Origin of the sequence: Rickettsiales endosymbiont of Stachyamoeba lipophora (assembly GCF_003932735.1) — a bacterium.
Taxonomy (GTDB): Bacteria; Pseudomonadota; Alphaproteobacteria; order Rickettsiales; family 33-17; genus RICK01.
The window spans coordinates 600,513-626,133 of the sequence record NZ_CP033611.1 but is presented as its reverse complement, the minus strand read 5'-3'; the positions used below and the strand labels follow the sequence as shown (position 1 = coordinate 626,133).

The following is a 25,621-nucleotide window of genomic DNA, read 5'->3' as shown; positions in this document are numbered from 1 at the left end:
GATAGAATAATATAACTAAATTTTTCTAAATTAATTTTTTACTAAAAATCCTTTTCAAAATCTAGATTAAATATTAAAAATAGAATTTAAAACCTATTAAAAGCTTATAAAATTTTTATGCTTGTAAGGATGCTATGAACAACAATTTTGGTAATAAAGCTAGCTTTATGCACCAACAGCAAAATTTTAATTTAAAATTTAGCAATGAGAATAATTCTAAAATTAGCTTAATCATGCTAATTATAGCTCTATTATACACTGTGGTTTTAGTAATATCTAATATTACCTCTAACAAGCTGGTTCTAATTTATGGCTATGTATTTGACGCAGGATTTTTATTTTTCCCCTTTACTTATGTGATGAATGATATCTTAACTGAAGTGTATGGATTTACTGCCACCCGTAAAATTATCTGGAGTGGGTTGTTAATTAATATTCTTGCTTCGCTAATGATATATATAGTTACTATTATGCCTCCTTTAGATGAACATGCTGCTAATTTTGATAAAATCTTTGCCAGTTCTTATCGCATTTTTGCAGCTTCAATAGTTTCTTATATTATAGGTGAGTTTATCAATTCTATGGTAATGTCTAAAAGCAAAGTGAAATTTAAGGGTAGTTTTTTTAAACTGCGTTCAATTGCCAGTACCTCAATAGGGGTAATTTGCGAAAGTATTATTTTCTTTATAATTGCTTTTTTAGGATTGATTGACCATAAAATTTTATGGCAAATGTTGTATACTCAAGTAGTTATAAAAATAATGATTGCATCATGCTGTTCTCCAATCAGTTTTAAAATTGTAAGTCTAGTTAAGCAATTAGATAAAATAGATATTTATGATTACAAATTAAAATATAAGTGGTTTTAATTTGATTTTTGAGCTGCGTCTAAATCATCTGTTTTTTAATAAGATTTGTTGCTTTCTTATAAAAAATCCTGTGTTATCCAGTAAATGAAAGAAATGAGCAAATTTGTGTATGGATGATAGCAGCGCTATTTCAAAAATGTATTGCTTTTTAAAGTCGTAACGTAAATATTACCAAATAGCTTTATGCAAGACCCTTTACTGAAACAAGCCACTAACAATATTTTTAAAGGACGTAATGATTCATAATCAGATTATAGAAATTTTACAAGAAGCGGGTAATATTCTATTAAAACACTATCAAGGTGAAGTACAAGTGGCCAGTAAGAGTGATAATTCCCCGGTAACGCTTGCGGATATTGAAACTAGTGATTTTATCTGTAAAAAGCTTGCCACTATTACTGAAGTGCCAATTGTTAGCGAAGAGAACTATCAAGAGTTTAATCAAAATACTTTAAATAGTTTTTGGATTTTAGATCCATTGGATGGCACCAAAGAATTTATTAAAAAAAGCGATGAATTTTGTATTTGTTTGAGTTTAATTGAGAACAACCAGGCAACTAGAGGTTTTATTTATAATCCGGTTACAGCTCAAATTTTTAGTAGTGAAAATATTGAGCAGTTTAATAAACCGCATCAGAATCCTAAATGGCAAGTAAGCATTAGCAAAAGTCATAATAGCAGAGAAAAAGAACTGCTTGATCAAACAATGGGTAACAACACTTATGAAGTAACTTATATGGGCTCAGCATTAAAATTTATAGAGCTTGCTAAAGGTAATATAGATTTGTACCTAAGATTTGCTCCGTGTAAAGAATGGGATATAGCTGCAGGACATGCTATACTTAATTCTCTTGGCTATGAGATTATCGATCTAGTAACCCGCGAGCCAGTAAAATATAATAAGCCAGGCTTTCTTAATAATCCGTTTATTGCTTATAATCTTAAAGTGAAAGCCTTAGCCCAGCACATAATAGAAAATTATGAAGCTATGGTTATGCCTAGTAAATAATAAATGTTTAATTAAAAATTTTAATCGTAGTTGCAAATTAAAAATATTTTCTTAGTATCAGTCTATATATGCATGCAGGTCTATCCTGTAAATGTAATATAATTTTTTAAAAAGATTTTAGTAACAGTGTTGTTTAAAAATTTATTAGTAACAATGGTTATAATATTGATTATTGTGTCGTGTACGCAAATTGATGTTAAGTCTGTATTAGAAAAATATTTATGGCAAAAAAATTTAGTATTAATTTTTGCTCCGGTCGAAAATGATGAGCAATTTGTAAAACAGCAAAAAATTATTAATCATATTTTACCTGAGATTCGTAATGCTGAATTGGTTCAATGGAAATTAGTACATAATGATAGAATAGTTATCAATAAGGAAACAAAGCCACATTTATTTACAAAGCCATTCTACAAATACTTTAAAGTTAACCCTGATGAGTTTGCAATAATTATAATTGGTAAAGATGGGGTAGAAAAGCTTAAAAGTAATAAGCTAATTTCCTATGAAAGCTTGGTGGGTCACCTGGATATAAGCTTGGAATTTCATCATACTTTAGATGAAATAAAAAAGCTTAATTTATAAGGTCCATATTGCTTTTTTTAATCCATCATTATGAGATAATCTCAAGATAACAATCTAGTTTTCTACTGTAGTATTTTTTATGGCGCTTTGCCTGCCAACGTGAAAGATTTTCTAAATTAAACTATTTTAAAAATTTTCATATTATACATTCAAATAATATAGAGGCAGGCTTTATGGATAATCATGCTCAATGGAAAAAGATATTACCTAAGGCAGTATACGAAGTATGCTGGCTTAAAGGTACAGAGCCACCTTTTTCTGGAAAATACAACAAGCATTTTGCCAAAGGTATCTATCATTGCATTTGCTGTAATCAGATTCTATTTAAGTCAGAACAAAAATATGATTCGGGAAGCGGATGGCCAAGCTTTTGGCAAGCTATAAATGATAATGCAATTAAAAAGCAAAAAGATTTACGCCATGGTTTAAATCGATTGGAGCTGTTGTGTTCACGATGTAATGCTCATTTGGGGCATCTTTTTACTGATGGACCTGAGCCTACTAACTTAAGATATTGTATAAACTCAATTGCATTAAGCTTTAAGGAAGAGCAATGAAGCATTTTTTAACATGTAGGGTGAGCATGTTATTATTAATTATAAATCTGAGTCATGCTATGGAAGATAAGCAAAAAAATTATGAGCAGGTAATCTTTGCTGGTGGATGTTTTTGGTGTACTCAAGCAGTCTTTGATAGCATTGAAGGGGTGGTAGAGACCCAAGTGGGTTATACTGGAGGGGAGGATGTCAGCCCGAATTATGAGCAAGTTTGCCATGGTAATACAGGTCATGTGGAAGCAGTATTGGTTATGTATGATCCTAAACAGATAGGCTTCCAAGAATTGTTATCAGTATATTGGCGTAGTATTGACCCGGTGGATAGTGCAGGTCAATTTGCTGATGTGGGCAATCAATATAAAACATATATATTTTATTATAACCAAACTCAAAAAGACCTGGCTGAAAAATCCAAAAGAGAAATAGCTACTAAACTTAACCACGAGGTGGTTACAGAAATCAAACAGGCTAGTATTTTTTATCTTGCTGAGAATTATCACCAGAATTATTACAAAACTAACCCAACTCGTTATGAGTTATATAAGCATGGAAGCGGTAGAACAATGAGGCTGAAGGAATTATGGGGAAATTATGAGAGTTCAAGTAAATAATGCAACATTTTTTATAGTTATTACCATTGTTATTCTTTTAATTTCACTAGGAAGCTTTGCGCTAATGATATCTCATGTTGAGCAACCTAAATATATAGTAGTTAAATCTTTGAATGATATAGAAATTCGTAAATACCAGCCGCTTATTATAGCCGAAGTAAATATTACGAGTGAACGAAAGGACGCATTAATTCAAGGTTATGATCTACTAAGTGATTATATATTAGGTAATAATCAAGAAAAAGTAGCCATAGAGATGACACTGCCAGTAGCCCAGCAAATTGGTGATAGATATCTTAATGCTGTAGACATTTTTACTGAAAATCCTAATAAAGTATGGGCGATCCGTTTTATGATACCACAAAAGTATCAGTTTGAACTGTTACCCAAGCCCCTTGATGAACGTATTAAATTATTTGAGCTGTCCGAACGAGATATGGTAGCAATAAAATTTAACGGAATTAATAACGACGAAAATTTTTTAGCTCAATTACAAAAACTAGAAAATTTTGTACAACAGCAGAACATTCAAACTCAAGGTGCTCCTATTTTTATATTTTATGATCCATTATGGACCACTAACAAAATTAAAAGGAACGAAATTTTAATAGAGCTGGCTCACTCTAGCGAACAATAGTAAGGCTTAGCAAACTTTTATCTGGGCTTATGTGCTAGTTGTAAAAAATTATTCATTATCATAGGACCAAAAGGGGTTGCTATACTTTCTGGATGAAATTGTATTCCAAAGATCGGAAGGTTATGATGTTCAATGCCCATAATCAAATTATCCTGTATAGTTAGGGAGTTGATTCTTAAGGTTTTAGGTAATGATTTTGCTTCAATGATTAAAGAATGATACCGGCAAACCTGAATAGTGTTATGCAGATTCTGCCATAATATACTTGGGGTTAAATTAATATGAGACTCTTTCCCATGCATAGGAAAAGGCGCTTTAATAACATTGCCACCAAAATAATAACCGATAGCTTGGTGGCCCAGGCATACGCCCAGTAATGGTATAGTATGTTGTGCTGCATAATCAATTGCATCAAGTGCTAGCTTAGCATTTTGAGGAATTGAAGGCCCTGGAGATACTATAATGGCTTGAGCAGTATATATATGTTGTTTAAAGCTTTTAAGATCGTCATTCCTAATAACTGTAGCTTGGTAGTTTTGTTGCTCACATAGAGCTACTAAGTTAAACGTAAAAGAATCATAATTATCTATAATTAACAATTTATTCATGAAAGCTAGCTATCTGCTACAATTCTTTTAAAAGAATTATCGTAAATGCTGATAATTAATTTTTACCTTATATTCCTTTTTAGCATAATTAGTATAAAGCTCAAATATTTCATTTTTCAGTTCGACTTCAAGTTGCTGCTTTAAAGCTTCTAATTCCTCTTTGCTAGGAGTGCGGTTATTTAGATTAACCTTGTTTAATTTGGCAAAATAAAAGTTTTTTCCATCACTGGTAGTTAAGTTAGTTATTTCGTGCTTTTTGACTTTAAATATATTTAAAACTAAATCTTGAGGAATGCTGGTCTTTAAATTTAAACCATCTGCCTGTAGAGTTACATTTTTCTCAACTCCGTGTATCCCTAATTCTTTTTGATTAATTTCTTTATTTTGGGTGAGTAGTTCACGAGTTTTATGATAAATTTGTTGGGCTGTTGCTTCCATCAACCTTTTTTCAGCTAGTTCTTTTATTTCAGATTTTACTAATTCAAAAGCTTTTGGGGTAGGTTCAACAATTTGAGTGAGTTCGATGATCACATATTTGTTATTCTTGTCATCATAAAAAAGTTCAATAGGATTATCGGTACTTAAAGCAAAAGCTTTGTTGTTTATAAGATCTTTATGATTTCTTTTGTGATCATCTAAACTAGTAATTAGTAGCTCGTGTTCTTTAGCAATTTCTTCTATATGGGCTCCGCTGGCAATTGCATCTTCAATATTATTTTTTAATTCCTCGAGTTTTTCTTCTAATTTTTGGGAGGTAAGTTGTTTTTGTAGCTGTGATTGAAGATCTTTAAAGCTTTTTTTACGGTCATCATATCCACGATTTTTATATAGAGCTTTTAACTCTACATCGCTAATTTTAATTGTCTCAGTAATTTGTTTATGATCAATGGTGGCGAATTTATAATCACGTAATTCTTCGCTAAGGAAAAGAAATTTATTTTGATCATAAAATTGCTTTAACTGTTCATCAGTAAGGTTGTTTTTAATTATTTCGCTACCTTTAATATGGTGTAAATCTACAGTTCTACTATGTTTTTCAAACATTGCTAAGTATTTAGGATAATCAGGAATATTAATTTCCACGCTGGTTAGTAAATCTACGAGTAATTTTGTAATAATTTGATCATTAATAATTTTGCTTAGTTCGCGTTCTGTTAAGTGATTTAGATGTACAAATTGCTTAAATTTAGCACTATCAAATTTTCCTTCAGTAAAAAAATTTGGATCTTGGGAAATAATTTCAGCAATTTTGGCTTGAGGTAGTTTTAAACCTAAATCTTCTGCAGTTTTTTTAATCAGAATTTTTTGAATCATTTTATTTAATACGTAATCGTAAAAACCTAGGCTTTTCATTTGCTCTTCGGTAAAAGAGGTGCCAAAGTTAGTTTGCAAATTTGCATGCTCGCGTTTAATTTGCTCTTTAAATTCTTGGGTAGTGATAATTTGCTTGCCTATTTTTGCTACATAATCTTGATTCCAAGATTTGACAATGTCGCCAATTCCCCAAATTACAAAGCTTAAAATTATAATACTTAGAAATATTTTAATAATGATATTTTTAATAGTTGCGAACATAATGATATAGTTTAAATTCTGAGGTTAAATTTCAAACAACAATAAATACATTACTCAACTAAGGCAATATTTTTTATGACTAAAATTGTAATTGCTAACTGGAAAATGAATGGTGATCAAATATTGGTTCAAAATTATAAGCAGCTCTCCTGCTATTATAACTTAATTGTGTGCCCGCCTATGACATTAATAGGCTCGTTTGAAAATTGTTCTACGCTAGGAGCTCAAGATGTATCTATTATTCCTTATGCTCATGGAGCCTTTACAGGAGAAGTCAGTGCTTTATTTTTAAAAACCCAAGGGGTTAAATATGTTTTAATCGGTCATTCGGAGCGTAGAAAATATTGTGATGAAAATAATGAAATTTTGAAGATCAAATTATTAAATGTTTTGCGGGCAGGGATTACACCGATTTTATGTATTGGAGAAAATTTACAAGAGTATCAAAGTAATAAAACTGAAGAGGTGCTAAAATGCCAGCTAGAGCCTATAATGGCAGCTGTAGATGAAATGGATCGAGACCAGCAGATTTTTATTGCCTATGAGCCGATCTGGTCTATAGGTACCGGGATTATTCCCACTGTCAGTAAAATAGAAAACGTTTTTGGTTTAATAAAACAGTATGTGAGTAGCTTTAAAACTAAATCAACCATTTTATTTGAAAAAAAATTTAAATTGCTATATGGTGGCTCAGTAAATGAGCAAAATATTTTAGAATTAAAAAACTGGCCGGTTGATGGGTTTTTAGTAGGCGGAGCCGCGCTGGATATTAATAAAATAACTTGTATAACAAAATCATTAGTTTAAATTCGAGGAAATAACATGGTAACCTTGTTAATTACAGTACAGATAGTGGTAGCAGTGTTGCTAGTTGCTATTGTAATATTACAAAAATCAGCAAGCGAGGGTTTGGGTTTTGGCAGTAATAGCAATAATGCTATATTAAGCGCTCAATCGGCAACTAATTTGCTTAGCAAGACAACAGCTATACTTGCTGCTGTTTTTATGATTAACAGTCTGGCCTTATCAATTGTGATGGATAAAAAGCACCATGCTAATTCCATAACTTCGCATATTGAACAAAATCAAAATAATAAAGAACAAAACGAAAAAGCGCCTGCAAGCGTTAAATAAACAGATAAAAAATTTTAAATATTTAGATTTAGATGGCCAAGAAATATATTTTTGTTACAGGTGGGGTAGTATCTTCTTTAGGTAAAGGGCTCACCGCCTCCAGCCTGGCTGCATTGTTACAAGCTCAGGGTTATTCAGTAAGGCTCCGTAAAATGGATCCTTATTTAAATCTTGATCCTGGTACAATGAGCCCCTTTGAGCATGGTGAAGTTTTTGTTACTGAGGATGGAATCGAAACCGATTTAGATTTAGGGCATTACGAACGATTTACCGGAGTAGATGCTAAGAAGGGTGATTATACCACTACCGGCCAAATTTATGCAAAGCTCATAGAAAAGGAACGTAGGGGCGATTATTTAGGTAAAACCGTTCAAGTGATTCCGCATGTTACCGATCTTGTTAAACAATTTATTTTAGACGATCCGGATAATGTGGATTTCATGCTATGTGAAATTGGTGGAACTGTTGGTGATATTGAGGCAATGCCGTATCTGGAAGCGATAAGACAACTGAGATACGAAATCGGACGCGAAAATATACTATATATGCATTTAACTTTAGTGCCATATCTTGAGGCCAGTAAGGAGCTTAAGTCTAAGCCCACCCAACATTCTGTTAAAGAGTTGCGAGCAATAGGTATACAACCTAATATACTAGTATGTAGGGCAGATAGAGAAATTAGTGAATCCGCTTTAGACAAAATAGCGTTGTTTTGTAATTTAGATCGTGAAAATGTTATTCCGGCATTGGATGTTCCTACCATCTACCAAGCGCCAATTACGTTACACGGATACAACTTAGATCGTCAGGTGCTAAAATATTTTAACATGTCATATAGCCCGCCTAAGCTTGATATATGGCAAGATATTGTTAATAAAATTAATGCACCAGAATGCAAAGTTACCATAGGTATAGTTGGTAAATATAATAAATTAAAAGATGCTTATAAGTCATTAATTGAGGCATTGTCCCATGCAGGTATTACCAATAATGCCAAAGTGAATTTAAAATGGATTAATGCTAGAACTTTAAATGAAGAAAACATTACGGATCGCCTTAGTGATACAGATGGCATATTAGTTCCTGGCGGTTTCGGAGATGAAGGTACTCGTGGTAAGATATTGGCAATAAAATATGCAAGATTAAACAACATTCCTTGTTTTGGCATATGTTTAGGAATGCAGTTGATGGTAATTGAGGCTGCTCGAAATTTATGTGGCCTTGAAAATGCTAACTCGACCGAGTTTGATAAACAGTCGGTTGAGCCAGTGGTTGCTATGATGAGTGAGTGGCAAACTGAGCTGGGTGCTGTACATAAGGCCAATACTAATCAATTTGGGGGCACTATGCGTTTAGGTAGATATGAATGTCATATAACGCCTGGTACGCTTGCTCATAAGATTTATGGTAAAGAAGCAATTTTTGAGAGACATCGCCATCGCTATGAAGTGAATATTAATTATGTTGAGCAACTCACTAATAAGGGTATGTTGTTCTCTGGTGTATCTCCTAATGGTAAGTTGCCCGAGATGGTAGAATATCCTGCTAACAAATGGTTTTTAGGTGTGCAATTTCATCCGGAACTCAAATCTCGTCCGTTTGATCCTCATCCTTTATTCGCATCTTTTGTTTCAGCTTGTGTAGAGCACGCTAAAGAAGGTTGGTAATTATGGTTAAAGAAATTAATTTAGGTACATTTAAAGTCTCAAATAACTTGCCGTTTACGCTTATCGCGGGTCCTTGTCAGATGGAATCTCGGGATCATTCTATGTTTATGGCAGAAAGAATAAAGCAAATTACCGATAGATTAAACATCAATTTAATCTATAAGACTTCTTTTGATAAAGCTAATCGTAGTTCAATTCAAGGTGAACGTGGTATTGGGTTAGAAAAATCATTAAAAATATTTGAGGAAATTAAAAATACTTTTGAATGTCCTGTTATTACCGATGTGCATAATGAAACTCAGTGTGAGATCATGGCTACTGTGGTGGACATATTGCAAATTCCTGCGTTTCTGTGCCGTCAAACTGATCTGCTAATAGCTGCTGCTAAAACTGGTAAGGTTATTAATGTAAAAAAAGGTCAATTCATGGCACCTTGGGATAGTAAAAATATTGTTGATAAAATTGAACAAAGCGGCAACCCTAATTACCTTATTACTGAGCGAGGAGTAAGTTTTGGTTATAATACTTTGGTTTCAGATATGCGTGCGCTAAAAATTATCGCAGATATGGATATTCCGGTCGTGTTTGATGCTACTCATTCGGTACAGCAACCTGGTGGTCTTGGTAACCAAAGTGGGGGGCAAAGAGAATTTGTAGAAGTGTTAGCTAGGGCAGCAGTGGCGGTTGGAGTTGCTGCGGTATTTATTGAAACCCACCAAGACCCTGATAATGCACCTAGTGATGGTAAATGTATGCTTCATTTAAGCGACTTAGAGAAGACATTATCCACCCTTAAAGCATTAGACCAAATAGTAAAAAATTAATTTTTTAAATATACAAGTTTTAACTTGAATTATTATAATTTATAGTTTAATAAGAAAGGCAAACGTTTGCTTGATGAAATATAGGTTGATTAGAGAGATAATTTCTATATCAGGTAAGCTACATTGTTTCTTAACAATTAATCTCTTGCCAAAAATTAAATTTTAATTATATTGCTTTCTAGCAAAAAATTTGGATAAATTCTTGGAGAATTTGATGTCATTATACGAAACTACATTTATTGCTCGTCAAGACATAAGCAGCAATGAAGTTGAAAAGATTGCTGAAAAATATATTAGCATTATCGAAGAAATGGGCGGAAAGCTTGTTAAAAAAGAATATTGGGGTTTAAAAAACCTAGCATACTTAATAAAAAAAGGCCGTAAGGGTCATTATATGTTCCTAGGACTTGAAGCTCCTTCAAATGCTATGGATGAAATCCGTAGATTAATGTCAATTAATGAAGACATTTTGAGAGAAGTTACTATAAAAGTTGAAAGCATTTCAGATGAACCTTCAGAAGTTATGGCTATGAAGAAAACTGGTTCAACACCAGAATCAGAATCAAAAGATTCAGAGGAATAATTTTATGTCAAACGCAACTACAGAAAAAGCAAATGTACCATATTTGGCTACTTATAAGCGTCCTTTCTTTAAAAGAAAAAGAGGGTGTCCTTTAAAAGGTCAGAATGTTGATTATAAAAATATATCACTGCTTACCCGCTTTATTTCCGAACGTGGTCGTATTTTACCAAAAAGAATAACCGGCGTGTCAAGTGCATTGCAACGTAAATTAAAATTAGCAATTAAAAGAGCTAGAGTGTTAGCTTTATTGCCATTTAAAAGCGTATAAGGTATCAAAGCGATGGAAATTATTTTAATTGAAAAAGTAAAAAACCTAGGTGACATCGGGTTAACTGTTAATGTAAAAAATGGTTTTGCACGTAACTATTTAATTCCTCAAGGTAAAGCAATTCGCGCCACTGAAGAAAATAAAAAGTTTTACATAGAGCGCCAAGCAGCAATTCTTAATGAAAATAATAATAAGCGTGAGCAAGCTGAGCAAGAAGCTCAAAAGCTGCCGACTGATATAGTAGTTATCAGACAAGCTGCAGAAGATGACAGACTTTTCGGTTCTGTAAATTCAAGAGATATTGCTAATGGTATTAATGAAAAAGCTTCATTAAATATTGCAAGAAGCTGTATAGATCTGAACCAGGTTATTAAGTATATTGGAATCTATGAAGTTGATGTAGCACTTCATCCTGAAGTAATTACTAAAGTTATAGTAAATATTTCAAGGTCAGAAGGCGAAGCACGTAATGCTTTAGAAAGCTATAAAAGCTCAGAAAAGCAACAAACTAACGAAAATTAATCTTAAAAAGAGTAAAAAAGGTAGTTGATCTTATAGCTACCTTTTTTTCATTGCACATGAAACTTAAACTTTATAATACTCTTTCTCAATCTCTTGAAGAATTTAAACCGCAAAATCCAAATAATATAGGGTTTTATGCTTGCGGTCCTACCGTTTACGACCATCCTCATATTGGCAATGCTAGATCAGCTATTATTTATGATCTCTTATTTAGAGTATTAAGATTCTTATATGACGGAGAGAAAGTCATATATGTAAGAAATATTACAGATATTGATGATAAAATTATAGCTCGTGCTGCTGAGTTAAATATTTCCACTAATGAATTAACTGAAAAAGTTACCCAAATTTTTAATGAGAATATGAGCTATTTAGGGTGCTTACCGCCTACTTATGCTCCTAAGGCTACTGAACATTTAGCGGAAATGTTTGATATTATTCAAAAGCTACTAAACTCAGAACATGCTTATTATTCAGCAGAACATGTATATTTTAATGTAGCAAGCTTTAAAGATTATACAAAACTTTCTAATCGCAATCTCAATGATTTAATCGCGGGCAGTAGAGTAGAAATTAGTGAGGCGAAAAAGCATCCGGGAGACTTTGTGTTATGGAAACCTACTTTAAAAGAAGAAGTGGGATTTGATAGCCCTTTTGGCTTCGGCCGTCCTGGTTGGCATATTGAATGTTCGGCTATGAGTTATAAATATCTGGGTACAGATTTTGATATTCACGGGGGAGGAGCAGATCTTATTTTTCCTCATCATACTAATGAAATAGCTCAAAGTTGTTGCGCTTTTCCTGGAAGTCGCTTTGCCAAAGTGTGGGTACATAATGGATTTCTTACCGTTAATGGTGAAAAAATGAGTAAATCTCTAGGAAATTTTATTACTGTTAGTGATATGTATGAAAAAGGCATTGAAGGTGCGTCCTTGAGGCTTGCTTTACTTAGCACTCATTATCGTAAACCTTTAGATTTTACTGAACATACCTTAGAAAGTGCCCAGAAAAATATTTTAAGCTTTAGAAAAGTAATAGAAACTTATAACCCTCAAGAAGCATTAGAAGACCAAGAGCTAATAACAGCCTTATCTGATGATTTAAATACCCCAGAAGCATTTGCGATAATGCATAAAAGAGTAAAAGAAAATTCCGATATTTCTTCCCAGAAGCTTTTATTTGCTATGAATATACTCGGCTTGAATTATGCCAATAAAAAAGATATCATTAATATTAGTGATGCTGAAATAGCAAAATTTATTATTCAGCGAGCTGATGCTAAAAAAAATAAAAATTTTATAGCAGCAGATCAGATTAGAGATGAATTAAAATTAAAAGGTGTTATTTTAGAAGATACCAAAGACGGCACCAAGTTTTATAGAGTATAAAATGTTTACAAACATTTATGATATACTACCGCAATTTAAAATTATTTTTTGTGATTTGTGGGGGGTGATCCATGATGGTTATTATCTTTACCCTGGGGCTTTAGATTTTCTAAAATTTTGTAAAAACAATAATATTAAAATTGTTTTTGTCTCAAATGCACCGCGTAGGGCATTTAAAGCCGTAAAAACTCTACAAAAGTTAGAAGTTGGCGATGAACTTTTTGAAGGAATGGTAACTTCAGGGGAAGTATTTTATCAGCATATACTCAATAAAGATTTAACACTGCCGGGTAATAAATATTTTTATTTGGGTCCTGTTAAAGATACAGAAGAGTTAAGTGGCTTAAACCTTAATATAGTTGATGATTTATATGATGCAAATTTTGTCATGTGTTATGGTTATTATGATAATAAGCTTAAAAATGAAGGCTTAAATAAAATCCTAGAAAAGATTATTACCCTAAATCTATCTTTTTATTGTGTAAATCCTGATTTGGTAGTTATCACGCAAGATGCTAGCCAATTTTTATGCGCAGGACATCTGGCGCAAAAATTTGAAACTTTAGGTGGAAGAGTAATATATTTCGGAAAACCGTATGACCGAGTATATCAATATGCTTATAATCTGTACGCTGATAAGGTACCTAAAGAGCAGATTTTAATGTTGGGTGATAGCTTTTATACTGATATTAAAGGTGCTAATAATTTTGGTATCAAATCTTGCCTTGTCACGCAAGGAATTTTTAATGCTCACATTGGTTCTCATTTGCCTCCAGCACAGGTTATTACTAATTTAGCTAGCTTAAACGCCAAGTATAACGCTGTGCCTGATTATTTAGTGCATGACCTAAGGCCTCTTAGGCAATAAGCTGCTATATTCCACAAGAAAGATTCTTTGTTATTGAGGTTTGAGGTAACAGTAAAGAATTAGCTGATGTGGCAATCTGGCTGATATTCATGCCATTTTCAATTGATGGATCTGTTGAAGATAAGGATTCTTGAAGAAAAATTTCAATCTGCTTACTAGAGTATCCTTTGTTTTGTACAGTAGATTGCACAGTATCGGAGGAGGTTTGTTTTTCTTCTTTAGCCGCTTGGTTAACTAAATCTTGCACTCCTGCTGCTAAATCAAATTTAGCCTTAACTTTTTGAGACTTAGTTTTTTTATAAGCTGAATTTTTGTGTAATGCATTAAAACTATAAAATGTACCAACCACTGAGGCAGCAAAAGGTGACATTAATGCGGTGCTAATTGCTAATTTGCTACAACTAATAATTACGGCTGGTAATGCCAAAGTTCCACCACTACAAATAGTAGCCATCCCAGCCATAAAAGCTGTAACAATCAATGAAATAGCTGCTTTGCTAGCTAAGGGAAGAAATACAGAAGCGATAACTATAGCCGCAATACAGCAAGCAAAAGCTTTATATTTATGTTTAGACAAATGGCTAAAATCTTTTGAAGCTTTTAAATCGGTTAAAATCTTTTTAGTAAGGCTGGATTGTGGATTATCAGAGGTTATAGTTTTTATAAAATTATCTCGAAGATTTGCTGTTACCGGTATAAATTTATGTAAATTATCAGCAGCAGTGAGTAATTTGTTCTTTTGCGGCGCTTTTAAATAATCTTCTAGGCTATCTATAAATTTATTATACTCATTGAGCATTGTATATAGGTGCGGTAGGTTCATTGTTTTGGCAGGTTTGACACCGCTACAAATTAAGTATGAAGCAGCTTTAATTGCTTCTTGTTTCTGTTCGCTGGTGCCATGGCTAATCATTTTCTCCAGTTGAGGCATAGTATGAAGAGCAATTTCTTGCTGTAAAACTTTAATAGTAGCAAGCTCTAAATTTCCTTGAGAATCAAGTTGTGTTTGAAAGGGTGCTAATATGTCGATAACTTTATTGATAAATGTACTTGCTTCAAATTTATCTAAGGTTGCCCTTGCTGTAGTCTGGCTGCTTGGTAGCTTTTCAGATGGGATAGAAGTGTAGTTTTTTAGCTCTATTAGTTGCCTACGAGCTGTATTGCCTAAAGATATTTTATTTGCCCAGGAAATAGCATTATTAGCAAAAGCAATAGCTTTACTTAATATAGAAACCATACATCCCCCAAGGTAACAATTAACTATATATTAATTGTTACATAAAAAATATATAAAGTAAATTTATTGTATAAATAATTTGAGAATCTAGCAGAATTTAATAGAGTCTATATTTTAGTAAAGATTTTAAATAATTTAGATAGCCAATGGGTAGTATGTGTTTGCTTTTCTACATGAAGTTCATAATTTAGAATTTGTTTTTTAGTAAAATAATTAATAAGTCCAATTAAGTTAGCAAACTCAGGACCATAGAGCAAATCAAGCTCATTATTATCCATAGCGGGAAGATAGTTAGTATACCCAACACTTACACGCTTATCCAGTTTGTATTTTAAATATTTATCTAACCCATTTAATTTAGCACCACCTCCGGTAATGACTACCTGGTTGATTGTATTATAATAATAATTATTATGTTCTTCTAGCAGCCCTTTCAATATATATTCGGTAATTTCATCTATACGGGCAATAATTACCTCGTATAACGATTGATATTCAATTACCTGCTCATTATCTAATGAATCAATCTCACTGAGCGAAATAATTTTTTCATAATTAAATTGATCAGTATCCAAATTACCGTAAATAATTTTTATCTTCTCAGCTATTTGGGGATGTATACCAAAAGCTGCAGCAATATCTTTGGTAACATGCTCGCTACCTATTGGAATAATTTTAATTGCTTTAATCATGCCCTGGCTATAAACAGAAACTGAAGTTGCACTTGCTCCAAAATCAATTAAAATTACCCCTTGTTCTTTTTCTTCTTGGGTTAATACTCCAAGGCCTGCGGCATATGTGCTTACTACTAAATCACTAATATTTAACTGGCATTTTGATAAGCAGTTTTCTAAATTGTTAATGATGCTAGTAGGAACTAATATTACATTTAAATATGCTGAAAGTTTTTTACATACCATGCCAATAGGGTGAGTTACACCACTTATATTATCAACTTTGAATTCAGCCGGGATGTAATGTAAAATATCATATTCTTCTTGGTTAATCCTATCTAAAGTGTTTTTAATAAGGCGTTTTAAATCTTTTTCTTTAATTTGTTGATTGTTAATATTTAAAGAGCCCATTACAACTTCTGAAACGATCTTACCCCCTGAGACAGAGACAATTATATTTTCAATGTTATAGCGGCTTGCCTCTTCAGCAGTGCTTAATACTTCAATAATTACGTTGGCTGCTTCATCTACATTAACTATTCTACCATGCTTAACACCTTTAGACATTTGATGAGCAAAGGATACAATATCAGTTTTATTTTTAGCATAATTATAATTACCTATTGCACAGGCAATTTTGCTACTACCAATATCTAAAACAGCAACTATACTATTTTTTTTCATATTAATTATTTCTTCTGAACATATATTTTTCCAAGAATGCGCATATCTATAGTTTTATAGGCTAGAAATAAATTGTGAGAATGTTGATATTTTGCAAGATAATATAAAGCTTCTTTAATATTAAATTCTGGAAGTTTAATCTCACTTCCATTAACAAGTCTAATATCCCATCTGCGATTTCCAACTCTAATTAAGGCGCTAATTTGGTCATAAATATTGGGATATAATTTTAATTGTGTAATAATATCTCCTGCAGTGAGTCTAGAGCCATCTCCAACTACTACAGGAAGTTGTTTGAAGTTATTAATTTTACTTACATTAATAATATGACCTGAATCATCAATTAAATATTGTTTTTTATTGATCTGCCAAATCGCTACAGGAGCGCGCTCAACAACCCTGATATGTATAGTATCAGGAAGCTCACGTACTACAGAGGCCGCAAGCACCCAATCAAGTTGTTCTATACGATATTTTAAATCCCAGGTATTCACTTTAAAAATTGATTGCCCAATATTCTCATTAATGATCTGAGTAATATATTTACTATCTAAATTTAACTGTCCTTCCAGATATACATTTTCTAACCTCATGCCTATTTGCGTAGTTACATTATAAAACTCGCTTTTCAGATGATAAGAAAGTTTATCTACTATACCAAAATGGGTAATTAGACCAAAACTTGAAAATAGCAATACTAAGCCTAGGAATCTTATAGAAAAGATAAAGCGTTGTAACCTAAGCTTAATCCTTTTCCAAGGGCTTATTTTATAGGATGCATATTCATTATAGCTTAACAGCATCAGCCTTTTCTACTAAAAATTCTACTAAATCATTATAACTTGTACCATTTGCTGCACAAATTTCTGGTACAATTGAAGTTGGTGTAAATCCAGGGTGGGTATTAACCTCAAGGAAATAAAACTTTTTCTGTTCTTGATGATAACGATACTCTACCCGAGATACATCTTTACATCCTAATAAATTAAAGACTTTTTCTGAAATAGAAAGCACTTCTTGATATTTTTCTATAGGAAGTTCTGCAGGATAAATATGTACTGAACCGCCAGGGGTATATTTGGCCTCATAATCATAAAATTTACGATGAGTTTTTATCTCTAGAGCTCCAACAGCCTTGCCGTCAATTACTGCCACCTGGATTTCTTGTCCAGGAATATATTCTTCAATAATAAGTTCATCCCCATGGTCCCATTGATACTCATTAAAAGAAAAGTTATCTTGTTCTAATACCACTTCGATGCCTATGCTTGATCCTTCGCATGTTGGCTTAATGACATAAGGTCTCGGCATTGGTTCTTCGTTCAGGTTGATGTTTCCTTTGTTCACGACCTTGCATTTTGCCATGTTCACCCCATGAGCTTCCACCATGTAACGTGTAAGCAGCTTATTAAAGCATATAGCAGAGCAAGTTAAACCTGAATGAGTATAAGGAATTCTTAAAATATTTAGAATGCCTTGTATATTGCCGTCTTCCCCAAAGGTACCGTGTAAAGCATTAAAAACCACATCTGGTTTTATTTGTTCAATTATATTAGCGATGTCATAACCAACATCTACGCTAGTCGTTTGATAGTTTTTTTCTTTTAAAGCCTTAGATATTCCTCGGCCACTGATAAGGGATACTTCGCGTTCAGCTGATTCGCCGCCCATAAGTAGTAGAACATGCTTTTTAGAATTGTCAGGTTTATATTGTTCAAGTATTTTGCTTGGATGCTTTTGTTGAATTAAAGTTGTGGTCATTTTGTTCCTACCCTTTCTATTTCCCAAGTTAATTCTATACCAAATTGTTCAAAAACGCGCTTTTTTGCAATTTCTCCTAATTCTTCTATTGCAGTTGCTGAGGCATTATTAAAATTTATTAAAAAATTACAATGTACATCTGAGAATTTAGCACCGTGATGCTCAAACCCCCGCATACCAACTTTATCAAGTAATTCCCAGGCTTTTAAAGAGCAAATGCTAGGATCGGGGTTTTTAAACGTACTACCACCAGTTTTGCTTCTAAGCGGCTGAGTTTGCTCACGTTGCTTTGTAATATGGTCCATTTTTAGTTTAATTGCTTCTTGTTCACCTTTGATAGCTTTAAACCAGCCCCTGGTAAAATATGGTTTAAAGTTAAGACCATGTTTTCTATAGGTATAGCGTAAATCTTCATTATAAAGCATTTGAACTTGGCCGCTGTGATTAACTATTTCTGCTTTAACTAAGATATCTTTAATTTCAGCACCATAGCAACCGGCATTCATAGCTAGGGCTCCTCCGATAGTGCCAGGGATTCCGCTCAAAAATTCAAAACCCTTAAAACTTTGATTCAGCGTCCATGCGGCCACATTTTGATCTAGTACGCTGGCGCCAATCTCAATTAAATCCTCTGAGGCTTGAATGTAATTAAATTCTTTTCCAAGTTTTATTACCAAACCGTCAAATCCACCATCACGTATTAAAATGTTTGAGCCTACGCCTAAAGGTAGAATATTAATTTGATTAATATAGGCTATATTAATAATCTCAGCTAAATCCTGCGTGTTAAGTGGCTTGTAGAAATATTTAGTTGTTCCGCCTACATTAAACCAATTGGTTTTGTTAAGCGGATAGTTCAACCTTAATACCCCAGGTAGTTTGGAAAATAAGAGAGAAGTTATGCTATCCACTGTTTAACTGTTTTTTAAAGTAATTAACTGGGCTGGCAAGCTTTGGGCCCACTGGGTTATACTTCCGGCACCCATATGTAACACTATGTCTCCAGGACTTGCAATATTCAGTATCTGTTTTGCTAGTTCATTAATGTCAGGTATAAACTCTGCTTGTAATTTAGTATTATGATTGTTTATTTCTTTTATTAATTTAAGATGATTAATATCTTCAATAGGTTTTTCGCCTGCTGTATAGATTTCAGTTACAAATAATTTATCGGCAGTATTAAAAGCTGTTACAAAATCATTAAATAAGTTATTAAGCCTGGTATAGCGATGTGGTTGAAAAACAGCGATTATCTTTCCTTTGGTGATATTGGCCACGTCTTTGGCAGCTAGTAACGTTGCTTTAATTTCTTCAGGATGATGAGCGTAGTCATCTACTATTTTGATGTTATTAACTTCACCGGTTAAAGTAAATCTTCTTTTGACTCCCTTAAAGTTAGCAAAGGCCTTTTGAATTAATTCAATATCAAATCCAAGTTGGAGTCCAATGGTTAAGGCTGCAAGACAATTTTGAATATTGTGTTTTCCCATTACCGGTAAATAACAGCCCTTGATTTCTCTAAGTTCACATGGAATATTATTACTAATTTGCAAATCAAAATGGGCGCCAGTTGCATCAATTTTAATATTAGTAGCCACTATATCAGCTTCATTATCTAGTGCATAAGTGAGTACTTTTCGATCAGTGATTTCTTCTGCAAGCTTTTTTACTTCAGGATGATCATTACATAGTACTGCAAAACCATAAAAAGGAATATTTTCGATAAAATTACGGAAAGCCTTCTTAACATTGGCGTAATCTCCATAAAAATCCAAATGATCTGCATTGATATTAGTAATTACAGCAATGGTGGCGGGTAGTTTTGTAAAAGTGCCGTCTGATTCATCAGCCTCGGCAATTAAGTAATCTCCCGCACCTAAATATGCGTTAGTTTGTTTGGAATTAATAATCCCTCCGTTGACAACAGTAGGTTCCAAACCGGCAGTTTCAAATAATGCAGCGATTAAAGAGGTGGTGGTGGTTTTGCCATGTGTGCCGGCTACTGCCACTGATATTTTAAAGCGCATAAGCTCAGCGAGCATTTCAGCACGTTGTATAATTGGTAATTTTTTATTTTTAGCTTCTATGATTTCAGGATTATCCATTTTGACAGCAGAGGAGCGGATAACTACAGATGCATTTTTAATGTTGCTAGCTTCATGGCCAATCATTATTGGGATGCCTAAATCTTGTAAATGTTTTACTTGAGCATTCATGTTGAGATCAGAACCTTGTACCTTGCATCCTAAATTATGTAATATTTCAGCAATACCGCTCATACCTATTCCGCCTATGCCGATAAAATGAATAATTCCAAATTGATTTGCGATGGTATTTAGAGACGCTGAATACATATTTAAGCCTTTATAATAAAATTTGCTTTTGAATAGTTAAAATTTTATACTATACTTTATGGTATTGTTCTATAAAACAAACTTTTAACCAAGTAAAAAATATAATATTCTTATGAAAAATATTATGCCAAAATTTAATTTGCAACTAGGATCAATCAAATCAATGCAAAAATATATATTTATTCTTTTATCTTTTATTCTTTCATCTTGTCAAGTTGCCGATCCGCTTTTTAATAAAGCGGGATTTAGAGTAAAAAACTATTTTTATAATGATAGTAATGAGGCAAATAAAAAATTTAATAAAAATTATAGCAAGGATGTCAGAAGAACTCCAAAAGAAAATCAAAAATTTTTAGCTATAGTGGATAATAAAGAAACATCTTTGCATAATAATACTGATTCTACAGTAGTGTATAATAAAAAAACTAAGCACAATAAAGCCAGCCAATTTTGGAATACAGTGTATGGAGATAATGCCAAGCTCAATAATAAAGAACCTAAAATTGATTTAGACATTACTAAAGCGCCAACGCATAAATCGGCGGAAATTAAAGCTGTGACAATAGTAACCGAAACAGCTTTAGATTTGCAAGACAAAATTAAACAGAAAGAGGTGATTAAAGAGCAAGCTGGAATTAAAACCATACCTGCGCTTAATGTAAAAAATAAAACCCCAATTATTACTGAAGTAAAAACTATTGAAAAACCAACAATCAAGGAAGTAGAGTTAAAAAATTCTCTTAATAATAAAGCAGTAGTGGAGTTAAAAGATGTTGGTTATAAAGAACAAACTCTAGTAAAAAAATTAGATCCATCTAAGTTAACAACTAGTAATAAGAGTAAAAACAACCCTGCTAACATTACAATAGTCAGGCATGAAGTAAAGGTTACTCAACCACCAGCGGTAACTAAGCCTGCCCTAAAAGCAGCATCGGCTGGAAGTGACGATATGGATAATTTAGACAATATTTCTTTAGATCAGATAGAAGTCTTAAAGGAAGTGGAATTTTTACCTACCAATGATAAAAATGTTGCCAAGGGACAAAATTACCGTTATCACTCTAAGACTATTAAGAAGTAATAATTTTCTGAAGATTTTTACGTAAATAAGTTTTAGGTAATGGCTGATTCTCTCTCCTCCTTACTACCATCAATAGTTCAAGTTACGGCCGATGCTGCAATTGCTTGCTTAGACCATGTTGGTCGCATGGATGAAAAGCAGGCTGATCAGGCAGCGGTCAATTCAATGCGTCATTCTCTAAATCAACTCCCCATATCAGGTAAGATAGTAATTGGTGAAGGAGAGCGCGATCAAGCTCCAATGCTTTATATCGGCGAAGAAGTGGGAACGGGTGGAATTGCGCTGGATATAGCGCTTGATCCATTAGAAGGAACTACTCTGTGTGCGCATGCAGCAAGTAACGCTTTATCAGTGATAGCCTTGGGTCCTAAAGGTACCCTTCTTCATGCGCCAGATATATATATGGATAAAATAGCAGTTGGTTGTAAGGTTGAAGGGTTAGACTTGGGACAGGGTTATATTCCTAACCTTGAAATCATTGCTCAGGCGCTAGGAAAGCTCCCACATGAGTTATCGGTGATGATTCTTAATCGTCCGCGTCACCAAGATCTAATTCAGCAGGTAAAAAAATTTGGATCTAAAATATGCCTAATTACTGATGGAGATATACAAGCAGCAATTAATACTGCCTTACCCGAAACACGAGTTGATGTATATATAGGTAGCGGTGGTGCTCCTGAAGGAGTCTTGGCAGCGGCGGCTCTTAAATGTATAGGTGGTACTTTTATAGGAAAACTAAAATTCGAGGATGAATTGCAGATCAAACGAGCAATAGAAATGGGTTTAGTTCATTATCATAAACAGCTTGAGATTTTAGATATGGTTAAAGGGGATGTAATTTTCTCTGCTACGGGTGTCACGGATGGTAGTCTGGTTAAAGGAGCTCAACAATACAGTAATAAAGTGATAACAGAAACGCTGGTGTTTGATAGTAAAGTTCATTCTATGAGTAGAATAGTTAATCATAAATTTATTTTATGAAAGCAGCAAGAAGCAGAAATAATTTTATTTATAGTTGGTGGTGGTCAATTGATCGTATAGCGTTAGTTTCTGTATTGATAATGATTGCTTTTAGTGCTTTTATGGTAGCAACTGCTAGCCCTGCTGTGGCTGAAAGAATAGGGCTTGAGCCTTTTTATTTTATACGTAAGCAAATCATATATCTAATGCTTGCGGTCTTAATTATTTTTTCTACCTCGCTGTTATCAATTGATAATATCAAGCGGTTGTCAATATTAGGATTTAGTATTTGTATATTATTGCTTTTAGTTACTTTGATAGTAGGCGTGGAAGTTAAGGGCTCCAAGCGTTGGATTAACCTTATGGGATTTTCAATGCAACCTTCAGAATTTATTAAACCGTTTTTTTCTATAATGACCGCTTTGCTAATTTCACAAAAATATCGTAATTATAAATTTCCAGCTTTTAGTGTAAGTATAGGGTTGTTTGTGCTGACTGCTATGCTAATCATTATACAGCCTGATTTTGGTATGAGCCTGACCTTAGGGGTCATTTGGGGAGGACAGCTATTTATAGGAGGAATTTCCTTTTTTTGGATAATTTTAAGTTTGATAGGGGGAGGTTTAGCAGCGCTTTTAGGGTACTTATTTTTACCTCATGTGGCGCGGCGTATAGATAATTTTCTTTATCCTGAGGCTACTGAAAATTATCAAGTTAGTCGCTCGATGGAGGCGTTTATCAGTGGCGGCTTTAGTGGCAAGGGCCCTGGTGAAGGTGTGGTTAAGCAGGTTATTCCCGATTCTCATACTGATTTTATTTTTGCAGTAGTAGGTGAAGAGCTGGGTTTGATTACATGTGTGTTAGTAATTTTTCTTTATGCTTCGTTTATTATCAGAGGATTTTATCGTATTTTAGATGAAACTGATATGTTTGTTATTTGTGCGATTTCAGGTGTATTAATCCAGTTTGGTTTTCAAACTATAGTTAATATGGGAGTCACTATTAATATGCTCCCTACTAAAGGTATGACTTTACCTTTTATAAGTTACGGTGGATCTTCAATGATGGCTATGAGTATTGCAATAGGAATATTGCTTGCACTTACTAAACGAAGATTTTATTCTCATAGTTATAAATTAAGATTGAAAAAAATGTCCTACCAAGTACGAGAATTAAATTAATCATATGAATGAAGAATATTTAATAGTTGCAGGCGGTACAGGAGGGCATGTTTCTCCGGCCATTGCGGTTTATGAAGAGTTAGTAGCTCAGCACAAAAAGCTTAAGTTCATAACTGATGAACGCTGTGTTAAATATTTTAAACACACAGATATACAACCAGTTATTATAAATATTCGCCCCTTTACTAAAAGTTTGATAGGAGTCTATAAATTTGCAGCTTCGCTTTATTTAGCTTTATTTAAATTAATATGGTTACTTATTAATAATAAAAACCTGCGCACTATAATTGTTTTTGGGGGTTATCCATGTCTTCCTGCTATCTTGGCTGGTAGTATTTTAGGGCGTAAAATTGTGGTTCATGAGCAAAATGCTGTCATGGGTCGAATGAATCGTTTTGCTGCGATATTTGCTAAGGAAATTTGGTTAGGATTCCAAGATACTAAGCTTGTTCCTAAAAATGCTATCCATAAAACTAAATATATTGGTGTGCCGGTAAGAAAGCAAATTTTAAATGTAGAGATTTCTAATAATTCTAACAATAAGCAATTTACAATATTAATTGTTGGTGGAAGTCAAGGGGCAAGTGCCTTTGCAGAGATTATCCCTACTACTATAAAGAGTTTAGAGAACACTACAAAAAAAATAATTATATATCAGCAATGTAGGGATGAAGAAGAAAAAGAAAAGCTGGAGGAATTCTACCGTACATATAAAATTACAGCCCAAATAGAGATATATTTTTATAATATTGAACAAAAAATGGCAGCAGCGGATATTGTCATTGCAAGAAGTGGTGCCTCAACTATTTCTGAGCTTATCGCGCTTGAAAAGCCTAGTATATTAATACCGCTTCCTTCGTCGATGGATGATCATCAATATTACAATGCTTTAACCCTTGCTGAGCAAAAAGCTGCAATTTTGTTAAATCAAAATGAAGCTAAAGCTAGTTTAGCAAATTGCTTAAATAGATTGGTTGGAAACCCAGAAGAACTTCTTGAAATTAAGCAGAGTTTACAAAAGATTAAACTGGCTAACTTAGTGGGAATTAGGGAAGTACTTAAGAGTATATAAAATAAATGACCTTGTACTAAATACTATAAAGGCAACGTTCCTTATAAGCATTAATAAATTCTTGCCTAAATTGTACCTTTTCAGCTTCATTTGGAATTGTCTTGCATATAATATCGGTAAATTGATTAAATAAAGGTGAAGTAATCTGGCTTTTATTACTATTAAAAATTACCCATGCACTCGCTGGTATGAGAGAGAATGAAAGACTTAGAGTGGTGCCCAGTTCGGACACCGACCCTACTGAGGTTTGAGTAATGATTTTGGCAACCGGAGGGGCATTATAATAATACATAGTAAGCACAAGGCTAGTAAAGGAAGTTTTTTTTAGAAAAAGAGAATTTTGAAGCTTATTGGCATAGGTTTTCCCACGTATGCTTTCCTAACTTATTACAAGTTTCTTCCTATTTGTTATAAAGGTTGGTTAAACCTAAATTTGATGCAATTGTCTCGCCTGCACAAAAAACAACGCTGCACTGCAAGCTACTAAAAATATCCAAGCTGCTATTTTTTGTTTAATCGAATAAGATCTTTCAACGTGTTCTCACCTGTCATATAGGAGATTAATATTTTTTTTGATTGCTCTGAGATCAAAATCCTGAGGTTTAGATTTAATAGTATGACGATGAATACTCATAAATGAAAATCTATTAGTGGGCAAATGGTTGTGCAGAGAAGTATTACCTTTGGTCGGTAATGCATTAATTTTTTCTGCAATTTTAATTAGTAGGATGCGAGTATTTTCGATATTACCTTTATTTATAGGTAAGTGTAGCTGTTGCATAAGTTGTGGTAAAGAACTCTCTCTCTCTCTCTCTCTCTCTCTCTCTCACTCTCAAATTTTCTTCAAAATGCTGATCAGCTAAGTGGCCTATATTGCTATATAATTGCTCTTTTTTAGTATTAGACATAAAT

At 33.3% G+C, this 25,621-nt stretch carries 30 protein-coding genes; 19 read left to right on the top strand and 11 right to left on the bottom strand.

Features of this window, described 5'->3' with window-relative positions; genetic code table 11:
• Nucleotides 1–134: 134 nt before the first annotated feature.
• From EF513_RS02780 to EF513_RS02755, 6 genes are all read left to right on the top strand, one after another.
• Complete coding sequence (locus EF513_RS02780; protein WP_125215897.1) at nucleotides 135–869, top strand: queuosine precursor transporter; 735 nt, start codon at nucleotides 135–137, stop codon at nucleotides 867–869.
• Nucleotides 870–1,104: 235 nt separating this feature from the next.
• The gene (locus tag EF513_RS02775) at nucleotides 1,105–1,878 is read left to right on the top strand and encodes a 3'(2'),5'-bisphosphate nucleotidase CysQ family protein (protein ID WP_125215896.1); all 774 of its coding nucleotides are present in this window, start codon (nucleotides 1,105–1,107) and stop codon (nucleotides 1,876–1,878) included.
• A 174-nt stretch (nucleotides 1,879–2,052) separates the two neighbouring features.
• On the top strand, nucleotides 2,053–2,463 hold the full coding sequence (locus tag EF513_RS02770; protein WP_164503807.1) for a DUF4174 domain-containing protein: 411 nt from the start codon (nucleotides 2,053–2,055) through the stop codon (nucleotides 2,461–2,463).
• 173 nt (nucleotides 2,464–2,636) lie between these two features.
• Complete coding sequence (gene msrB / locus EF513_RS02765) at nucleotides 2,637–3,020, top strand: peptide-methionine (R)-S-oxide reductase MsrB (RefSeq protein WP_125215894.1); 384 nt, start codon at nucleotides 2,637–2,639, stop codon at nucleotides 3,018–3,020.
• Nucleotides 3,017–3,631 (top strand): peptide-methionine (S)-S-oxide reductase MsrA, encoded by a 615-nt coding sequence (gene msrA, locus EF513_RS02760; protein WP_125215893.1) that lies wholly within the window; start codon nucleotides 3,017–3,019, stop codon nucleotides 3,629–3,631. The genes msrB and msrA overlap by 4 nt, the downstream gene beginning before the upstream one ends.
• Nucleotides 3,612–4,268 carry an SOUL family heme-binding protein gene (locus EF513_RS02755; RefSeq protein ID WP_125215892.1) on the top strand — a complete coding sequence of 219 codons (657 nt, stop codon included), beginning with the start codon at nucleotides 3,612–3,614 and terminating at the stop codon, nucleotides 4,266–4,268. The genes msrA and EF513_RS02755 overlap by 20 nt, the downstream gene beginning before the upstream one ends.
• Before the next feature lie 17 nt (nucleotides 4,269–4,285).
• Here EF513_RS02755 and EF513_RS02750 read toward each other — a convergent pair whose 3' ends face one another.
• On the bottom strand, nucleotides 4,286–4,876 hold the full coding sequence (locus tag EF513_RS02750; protein ID WP_125215891.1) for an anthranilate synthase component II: 591 nt from the start codon (nucleotides 4,874–4,876) through the stop codon (nucleotides 4,286–4,288).
• A 36-nt stretch (nucleotides 4,877–4,912) separates the two neighbouring features.
• A complete protein-coding gene (locus EF513_RS02745) occupies nucleotides 4,913–6,451 on the bottom strand; it encodes a peptidylprolyl isomerase (protein ID WP_125215890.1) in 1,539 nt (512 codons plus the stop codon).
• Nucleotides 6,452–6,526: 75 nt separating this feature from the next.
• Between EF513_RS02745 and EF513_RS02740 the strand changes: the two genes are divergently transcribed.
• The 9 genes from EF513_RS02740 to EF513_RS02700 all read left to right on the top strand — a co-directional run bounded on the left by EF513_RS02740 (nucleotide 6,527) and on the right by EF513_RS02700 (nucleotide 13,705).
• Complete coding sequence (locus tag EF513_RS02740; protein WP_125215889.1) at nucleotides 6,527–7,258, top strand: triose-phosphate isomerase family protein; 732 nt, start codon at nucleotides 6,527–6,529, stop codon at nucleotides 7,256–7,258.
• A gap of 15 nt (nucleotides 7,259–7,273) precedes the next feature.
• Complete coding sequence (secG, locus tag EF513_RS02735) at nucleotides 7,274–7,585, top strand: preprotein translocase subunit SecG (protein ID WP_125215888.1); 312 nt, start codon at nucleotides 7,274–7,276, stop codon at nucleotides 7,583–7,585.
• 32 nt (nucleotides 7,586–7,617) lie between these two features.
• Nucleotides 7,618–9,252 carry a CTP synthase gene (locus EF513_RS02730; protein ID WP_125215887.1) on the top strand — a complete coding sequence of 545 codons (1,635 nt, stop codon included), beginning with the start codon at nucleotides 7,618–7,620 and terminating at the stop codon, nucleotides 9,250–9,252.
• Nucleotides 9,253–9,254: 2 nt separating this feature from the next.
• Entirely contained in the window at nucleotides 9,255–10,076 is an 822-nt protein-coding gene (gene kdsA, locus EF513_RS02725) for a 3-deoxy-8-phosphooctulonate synthase (protein ID WP_125215886.1), read from the top strand.
• A gap of 214 nt (nucleotides 10,077–10,290) precedes the next feature.
• On the top strand, nucleotides 10,291–10,659 hold the full coding sequence (rpsF, locus tag EF513_RS02720; protein ID WP_125215885.1) for a 30S ribosomal protein S6: 369 nt from the start codon (nucleotides 10,291–10,293) through the stop codon (nucleotides 10,657–10,659).
• 4 nt (nucleotides 10,660–10,663) lie between these two features.
• Nucleotides 10,664–10,927, top strand: a complete 264-nt coding sequence (gene rpsR / locus EF513_RS02715) for a 30S ribosomal protein S18 (RefSeq protein WP_125215884.1) — start codon at nucleotides 10,664–10,666, stop codon at nucleotides 10,925–10,927.
• Nucleotides 10,928–10,939: 12 nt separating this feature from the next.
• On the top strand, nucleotides 10,940–11,449 hold the full coding sequence (gene rplI, locus EF513_RS02710) for a 50S ribosomal protein L9 (protein WP_125215883.1): 510 nt from the start codon (nucleotides 10,940–10,942) through the stop codon (nucleotides 11,447–11,449).
• 56 nt (nucleotides 11,450–11,505) lie between these two features.
• The gene (gene cysS, locus EF513_RS02705) at nucleotides 11,506–12,837 is read left to right on the top strand and encodes a cysteine--tRNA ligase (protein ID WP_125215882.1); all 1,332 of its coding nucleotides are present in this window, start codon (nucleotides 11,506–11,508) and stop codon (nucleotides 12,835–12,837) included.
• 1 nt (nucleotide 12,838) lies between these two features.
• Nucleotides 12,839–13,705 (top strand): TIGR01459 family HAD-type hydrolase, encoded by an 867-nt coding sequence (locus EF513_RS02700; protein ID WP_125215881.1) that lies wholly within the window; start codon nucleotides 12,839–12,841, stop codon nucleotides 13,703–13,705.
• A gap of 4 nt (nucleotides 13,706–13,709) precedes the next feature.
• Here the strand turns inward: EF513_RS02700 and EF513_RS02695 are convergent, their stop codons facing one another.
• From EF513_RS02695 to murC, 6 genes are all read right to left on the bottom strand, one after another.
• Entirely contained in the window at nucleotides 13,710–14,942 is a 1,233-nt protein-coding gene (locus tag EF513_RS02695; protein ID WP_125215880.1) for a hypothetical protein, read from the bottom strand.
• A 107-nt stretch (nucleotides 14,943–15,049) separates the two neighbouring features.
• Entirely contained in the window at nucleotides 15,050–16,300 is a 1,251-nt protein-coding gene (gene ftsA / locus EF513_RS02690) for a cell division protein FtsA (RefSeq protein WP_125215879.1), read from the bottom strand.
• 5 nt (nucleotides 16,301–16,305) lie between these two features.
• Nucleotides 16,306–16,995 carry a cell division protein FtsQ/DivIB gene (locus tag EF513_RS02685; RefSeq protein ID WP_164503805.1) on the bottom strand — a complete coding sequence of 230 codons (690 nt, stop codon included), beginning with the start codon at nucleotides 16,993–16,995 and terminating at the stop codon, nucleotides 16,306–16,308.
• Between the two features lie 91 nt (nucleotides 16,996–17,086).
• Nucleotides 17,087–18,061: a D-alanine--D-alanine ligase gene (locus EF513_RS02680; protein ID WP_125215877.1), complete on the bottom strand. Its 975-nt coding sequence runs from the start codon at nucleotides 18,059–18,061 to the stop codon at nucleotides 17,087–17,089.
• Complete coding sequence (gene murB / locus EF513_RS02675) at nucleotides 18,058–18,972, bottom strand: UDP-N-acetylmuramate dehydrogenase (RefSeq protein WP_125215876.1); 915 nt, start codon at nucleotides 18,970–18,972, stop codon at nucleotides 18,058–18,060. Before murB ends, EF513_RS02680 begins: the two co-directional genes overlap by 4 nt.
• A 3-nt stretch (nucleotides 18,973–18,975) precedes the next feature.
• Nucleotides 18,976–20,415, bottom strand: coding sequence for a UDP-N-acetylmuramate--L-alanine ligase (gene murC, locus EF513_RS02670; RefSeq protein ID WP_125215875.1), 1,440 nt, complete (start codon nucleotides 20,413–20,415; stop codon nucleotides 18,976–18,978).
• Nucleotides 20,416–20,539: 124 nt separating this feature from the next.
• On the opposite strand from murC, the gene EF513_RS02665 reads away from it, so the two are divergent.
• Genes EF513_RS02665 through EF513_RS02650 form a run of 4 tightly spaced genes read left to right on the top strand, consistent with a single transcriptional unit; the run spans nucleotide 20,540 to nucleotide 24,709 of the window.
• Nucleotides 20,540–21,496 carry a hypothetical protein gene (locus EF513_RS02665; protein ID WP_125215874.1) on the top strand — a complete coding sequence of 319 codons (957 nt, stop codon included), beginning with the start codon at nucleotides 20,540–20,542 and terminating at the stop codon, nucleotides 21,494–21,496.
• Nucleotides 21,497–21,535: 39 nt separating this feature from the next.
• Nucleotides 21,536–22,477: a class II fructose-bisphosphatase gene (gene glpX / locus EF513_RS02660; RefSeq protein ID WP_125215873.1), complete on the top strand. Its 942-nt coding sequence runs from the start codon at nucleotides 21,536–21,538 to the stop codon at nucleotides 22,475–22,477.
• Nucleotides 22,474–23,637, top strand: coding sequence for a putative lipid II flippase FtsW (gene ftsW / locus EF513_RS02655; protein WP_125215872.1), 1,164 nt, complete (start codon nucleotides 22,474–22,476; stop codon nucleotides 23,635–23,637). The genes glpX and ftsW overlap by 4 nt, the downstream gene beginning before the upstream one ends.
• A 4-nt stretch (nucleotides 23,638–23,641) precedes the next feature.
• On the top strand, nucleotides 23,642–24,709 hold the full coding sequence (locus tag EF513_RS02650; protein ID WP_125215871.1) for a UDP-N-acetylglucosamine--N-acetylmuramyl-(pentapeptide) pyrophosphoryl-undecaprenol N-acetylglucosamine transferase: 1,068 nt from the start codon (nucleotides 23,642–23,644) through the stop codon (nucleotides 24,707–24,709).
• A gap of 16 nt (nucleotides 24,710–24,725) precedes the next feature.
• Here EF513_RS02650 and EF513_RS02645 read toward each other — a convergent pair whose 3' ends face one another.
• The 3 genes from EF513_RS02645 to EF513_RS07870 all read right to left on the bottom strand — a co-directional run bounded on the left by EF513_RS02645 (nucleotide 24,726) and on the right by EF513_RS07870 (nucleotide 25,617).
• Nucleotides 24,726–25,001, bottom strand: a complete 276-nt coding sequence (locus EF513_RS02645; RefSeq protein WP_125215870.1) for a hypothetical protein — start codon at nucleotides 24,999–25,001, stop codon at nucleotides 24,726–24,728.
• Between the two features lie 249 nt (nucleotides 25,002–25,250).
• Nucleotides 25,251–25,490 (bottom strand): hypothetical protein, encoded by a 240-nt coding sequence (locus EF513_RS02640; protein WP_125215869.1) that lies wholly within the window; start codon nucleotides 25,488–25,490, stop codon nucleotides 25,251–25,253.
• Nucleotides 25,462–25,617, bottom strand: a complete 156-nt coding sequence (locus EF513_RS07870) for a hypothetical protein (protein WP_164503804.1) — start codon at nucleotides 25,615–25,617, stop codon at nucleotides 25,462–25,464. The genes EF513_RS02640 and EF513_RS07870 overlap by 29 nt, the downstream gene beginning before the upstream one ends.
• Between the last annotated feature and the right edge of the window lie 4 nt (nucleotides 25,618–25,621).

Bases quoted from the DNA above. Each gene is read 5' to 3' on its own strand.
- EF513_RS02780 (WP_125215897.1), top strand. From the start codon at position 135: ATGAACAACAATTTTGGTAATAAAGCTAGCTTTATGCACCAACAGCAA.
- EF513_RS02775 (WP_125215896.1), top strand. From the start codon at position 1,105: ATGATTCATAATCAGATTATAGAAATTTTACAAGAAGCGGGTAATATT.
- msrB (WP_125215894.1), top strand. From the start codon at position 2,637: ATGGATAATCATGCTCAATGGAAAAAGATATTACCTAAGGCAGTATAC.
- msrA (WP_125215893.1), top strand. From the start codon at position 3,017: ATGAAGCATTTTTTAACATGTAGGGTGAGCATGTTATTATTAATTATA.
- EF513_RS02755 (WP_125215892.1), top strand. From the start codon at position 3,612: ATGAGAGTTCAAGTAAATAATGCAACATTTTTTATAGTTATTACCATT.
- EF513_RS02750 (WP_125215891.1), bottom strand. From the start codon at position 4,876: ATGAATAAATTGTTAATTATAGATAATTATGATTCTTTTACGTTTAAC.
- EF513_RS02745 (WP_125215890.1), bottom strand. From the start codon at position 6,451: ATGTTCGCAACTATTAAAAATATCATTATTAAAATATTTCTAAGTATT.
- EF513_RS02740 (WP_125215889.1), top strand. From the start codon at position 6,527: ATGACTAAAATTGTAATTGCTAACTGGAAAATGAATGGTGATCAAATA.
- secG (WP_125215888.1), top strand. From the start codon at position 7,274: ATGGTAACCTTGTTAATTACAGTACAGATAGTGGTAGCAGTGTTGCTA.
- EF513_RS02730 (WP_125215887.1), top strand. From the start codon at position 7,618: ATGGCCAAGAAATATATTTTTGTTACAGGTGGGGTAGTATCTTCTTTA.
- kdsA (WP_125215886.1), top strand. From the start codon at position 9,255: ATGGTTAAAGAAATTAATTTAGGTACATTTAAAGTCTCAAATAACTTG.
- rpsF (WP_125215885.1), top strand. From the start codon at position 10,291: ATGTCATTATACGAAACTACATTTATTGCTCGTCAAGACATAAGCAGC.
- rpsR (WP_125215884.1), top strand. From the start codon at position 10,664: ATGTCAAACGCAACTACAGAAAAAGCAAATGTACCATATTTGGCTACT.
- rplI (WP_125215883.1), top strand. From the start codon at position 10,940: ATGGAAATTATTTTAATTGAAAAAGTAAAAAACCTAGGTGACATCGGG.
- cysS (WP_125215882.1), top strand. From the start codon at position 11,506: ATGAAACTTAAACTTTATAATACTCTTTCTCAATCTCTTGAAGAATTT.
- EF513_RS02700 (WP_125215881.1), top strand. From the start codon at position 12,839: ATGTTTACAAACATTTATGATATACTACCGCAATTTAAAATTATTTTT.
- EF513_RS02695 (WP_125215880.1), bottom strand. From the start codon at position 14,942: ATGGTTTCTATATTAAGTAAAGCTATTGCTTTTGCTAATAATGCTATT.
- ftsA (WP_125215879.1), bottom strand. From the start codon at position 16,300: ATGAAAAAAAATAGTATAGTTGCTGTTTTAGATATTGGTAGTAGCAAA.
- EF513_RS02680 (WP_125215877.1), bottom strand. From the start codon at position 18,061: ATGACCACAACTTTAATTCAACAAAAGCATCCAAGCAAAATACTTGAA.
- murC (WP_125215875.1), bottom strand. From the start codon at position 20,415: ATGTATTCAGCGTCTCTAAATACCATCGCAAATCAATTTGGAATTATT.
- EF513_RS02665 (WP_125215874.1), top strand. From the start codon at position 20,540: ATGCCAAAATTTAATTTGCAACTAGGATCAATCAAATCAATGCAAAAA.
- glpX (WP_125215873.1), top strand. From the start codon at position 21,536: ATGGCTGATTCTCTCTCCTCCTTACTACCATCAATAGTTCAAGTTACG.
- ftsW (WP_125215872.1), top strand. From the start codon at position 22,474: ATGAAAGCAGCAAGAAGCAGAAATAATTTTATTTATAGTTGGTGGTGG.
- EF513_RS02650 (WP_125215871.1), top strand. From the start codon at position 23,642: ATGAATGAAGAATATTTAATAGTTGCAGGCGGTACAGGAGGGCATGTT.
- EF513_RS02645 (WP_125215870.1), bottom strand. From the start codon at position 25,001: ATGTATTATTATAATGCCCCTCCGGTTGCCAAAATCATTACTCAAACC.
- EF513_RS02640 (WP_125215869.1), bottom strand. From the start codon at position 25,490: ATGCAACAGCTACACTTACCTATAAATAAAGGTAATATCGAAAATACT.
- EF513_RS07870 (WP_164503804.1), bottom strand. From the start codon at position 25,617: ATGTCTAATACTAAAAAAGAGCAATTATATAGCAATATAGGCCACTTA.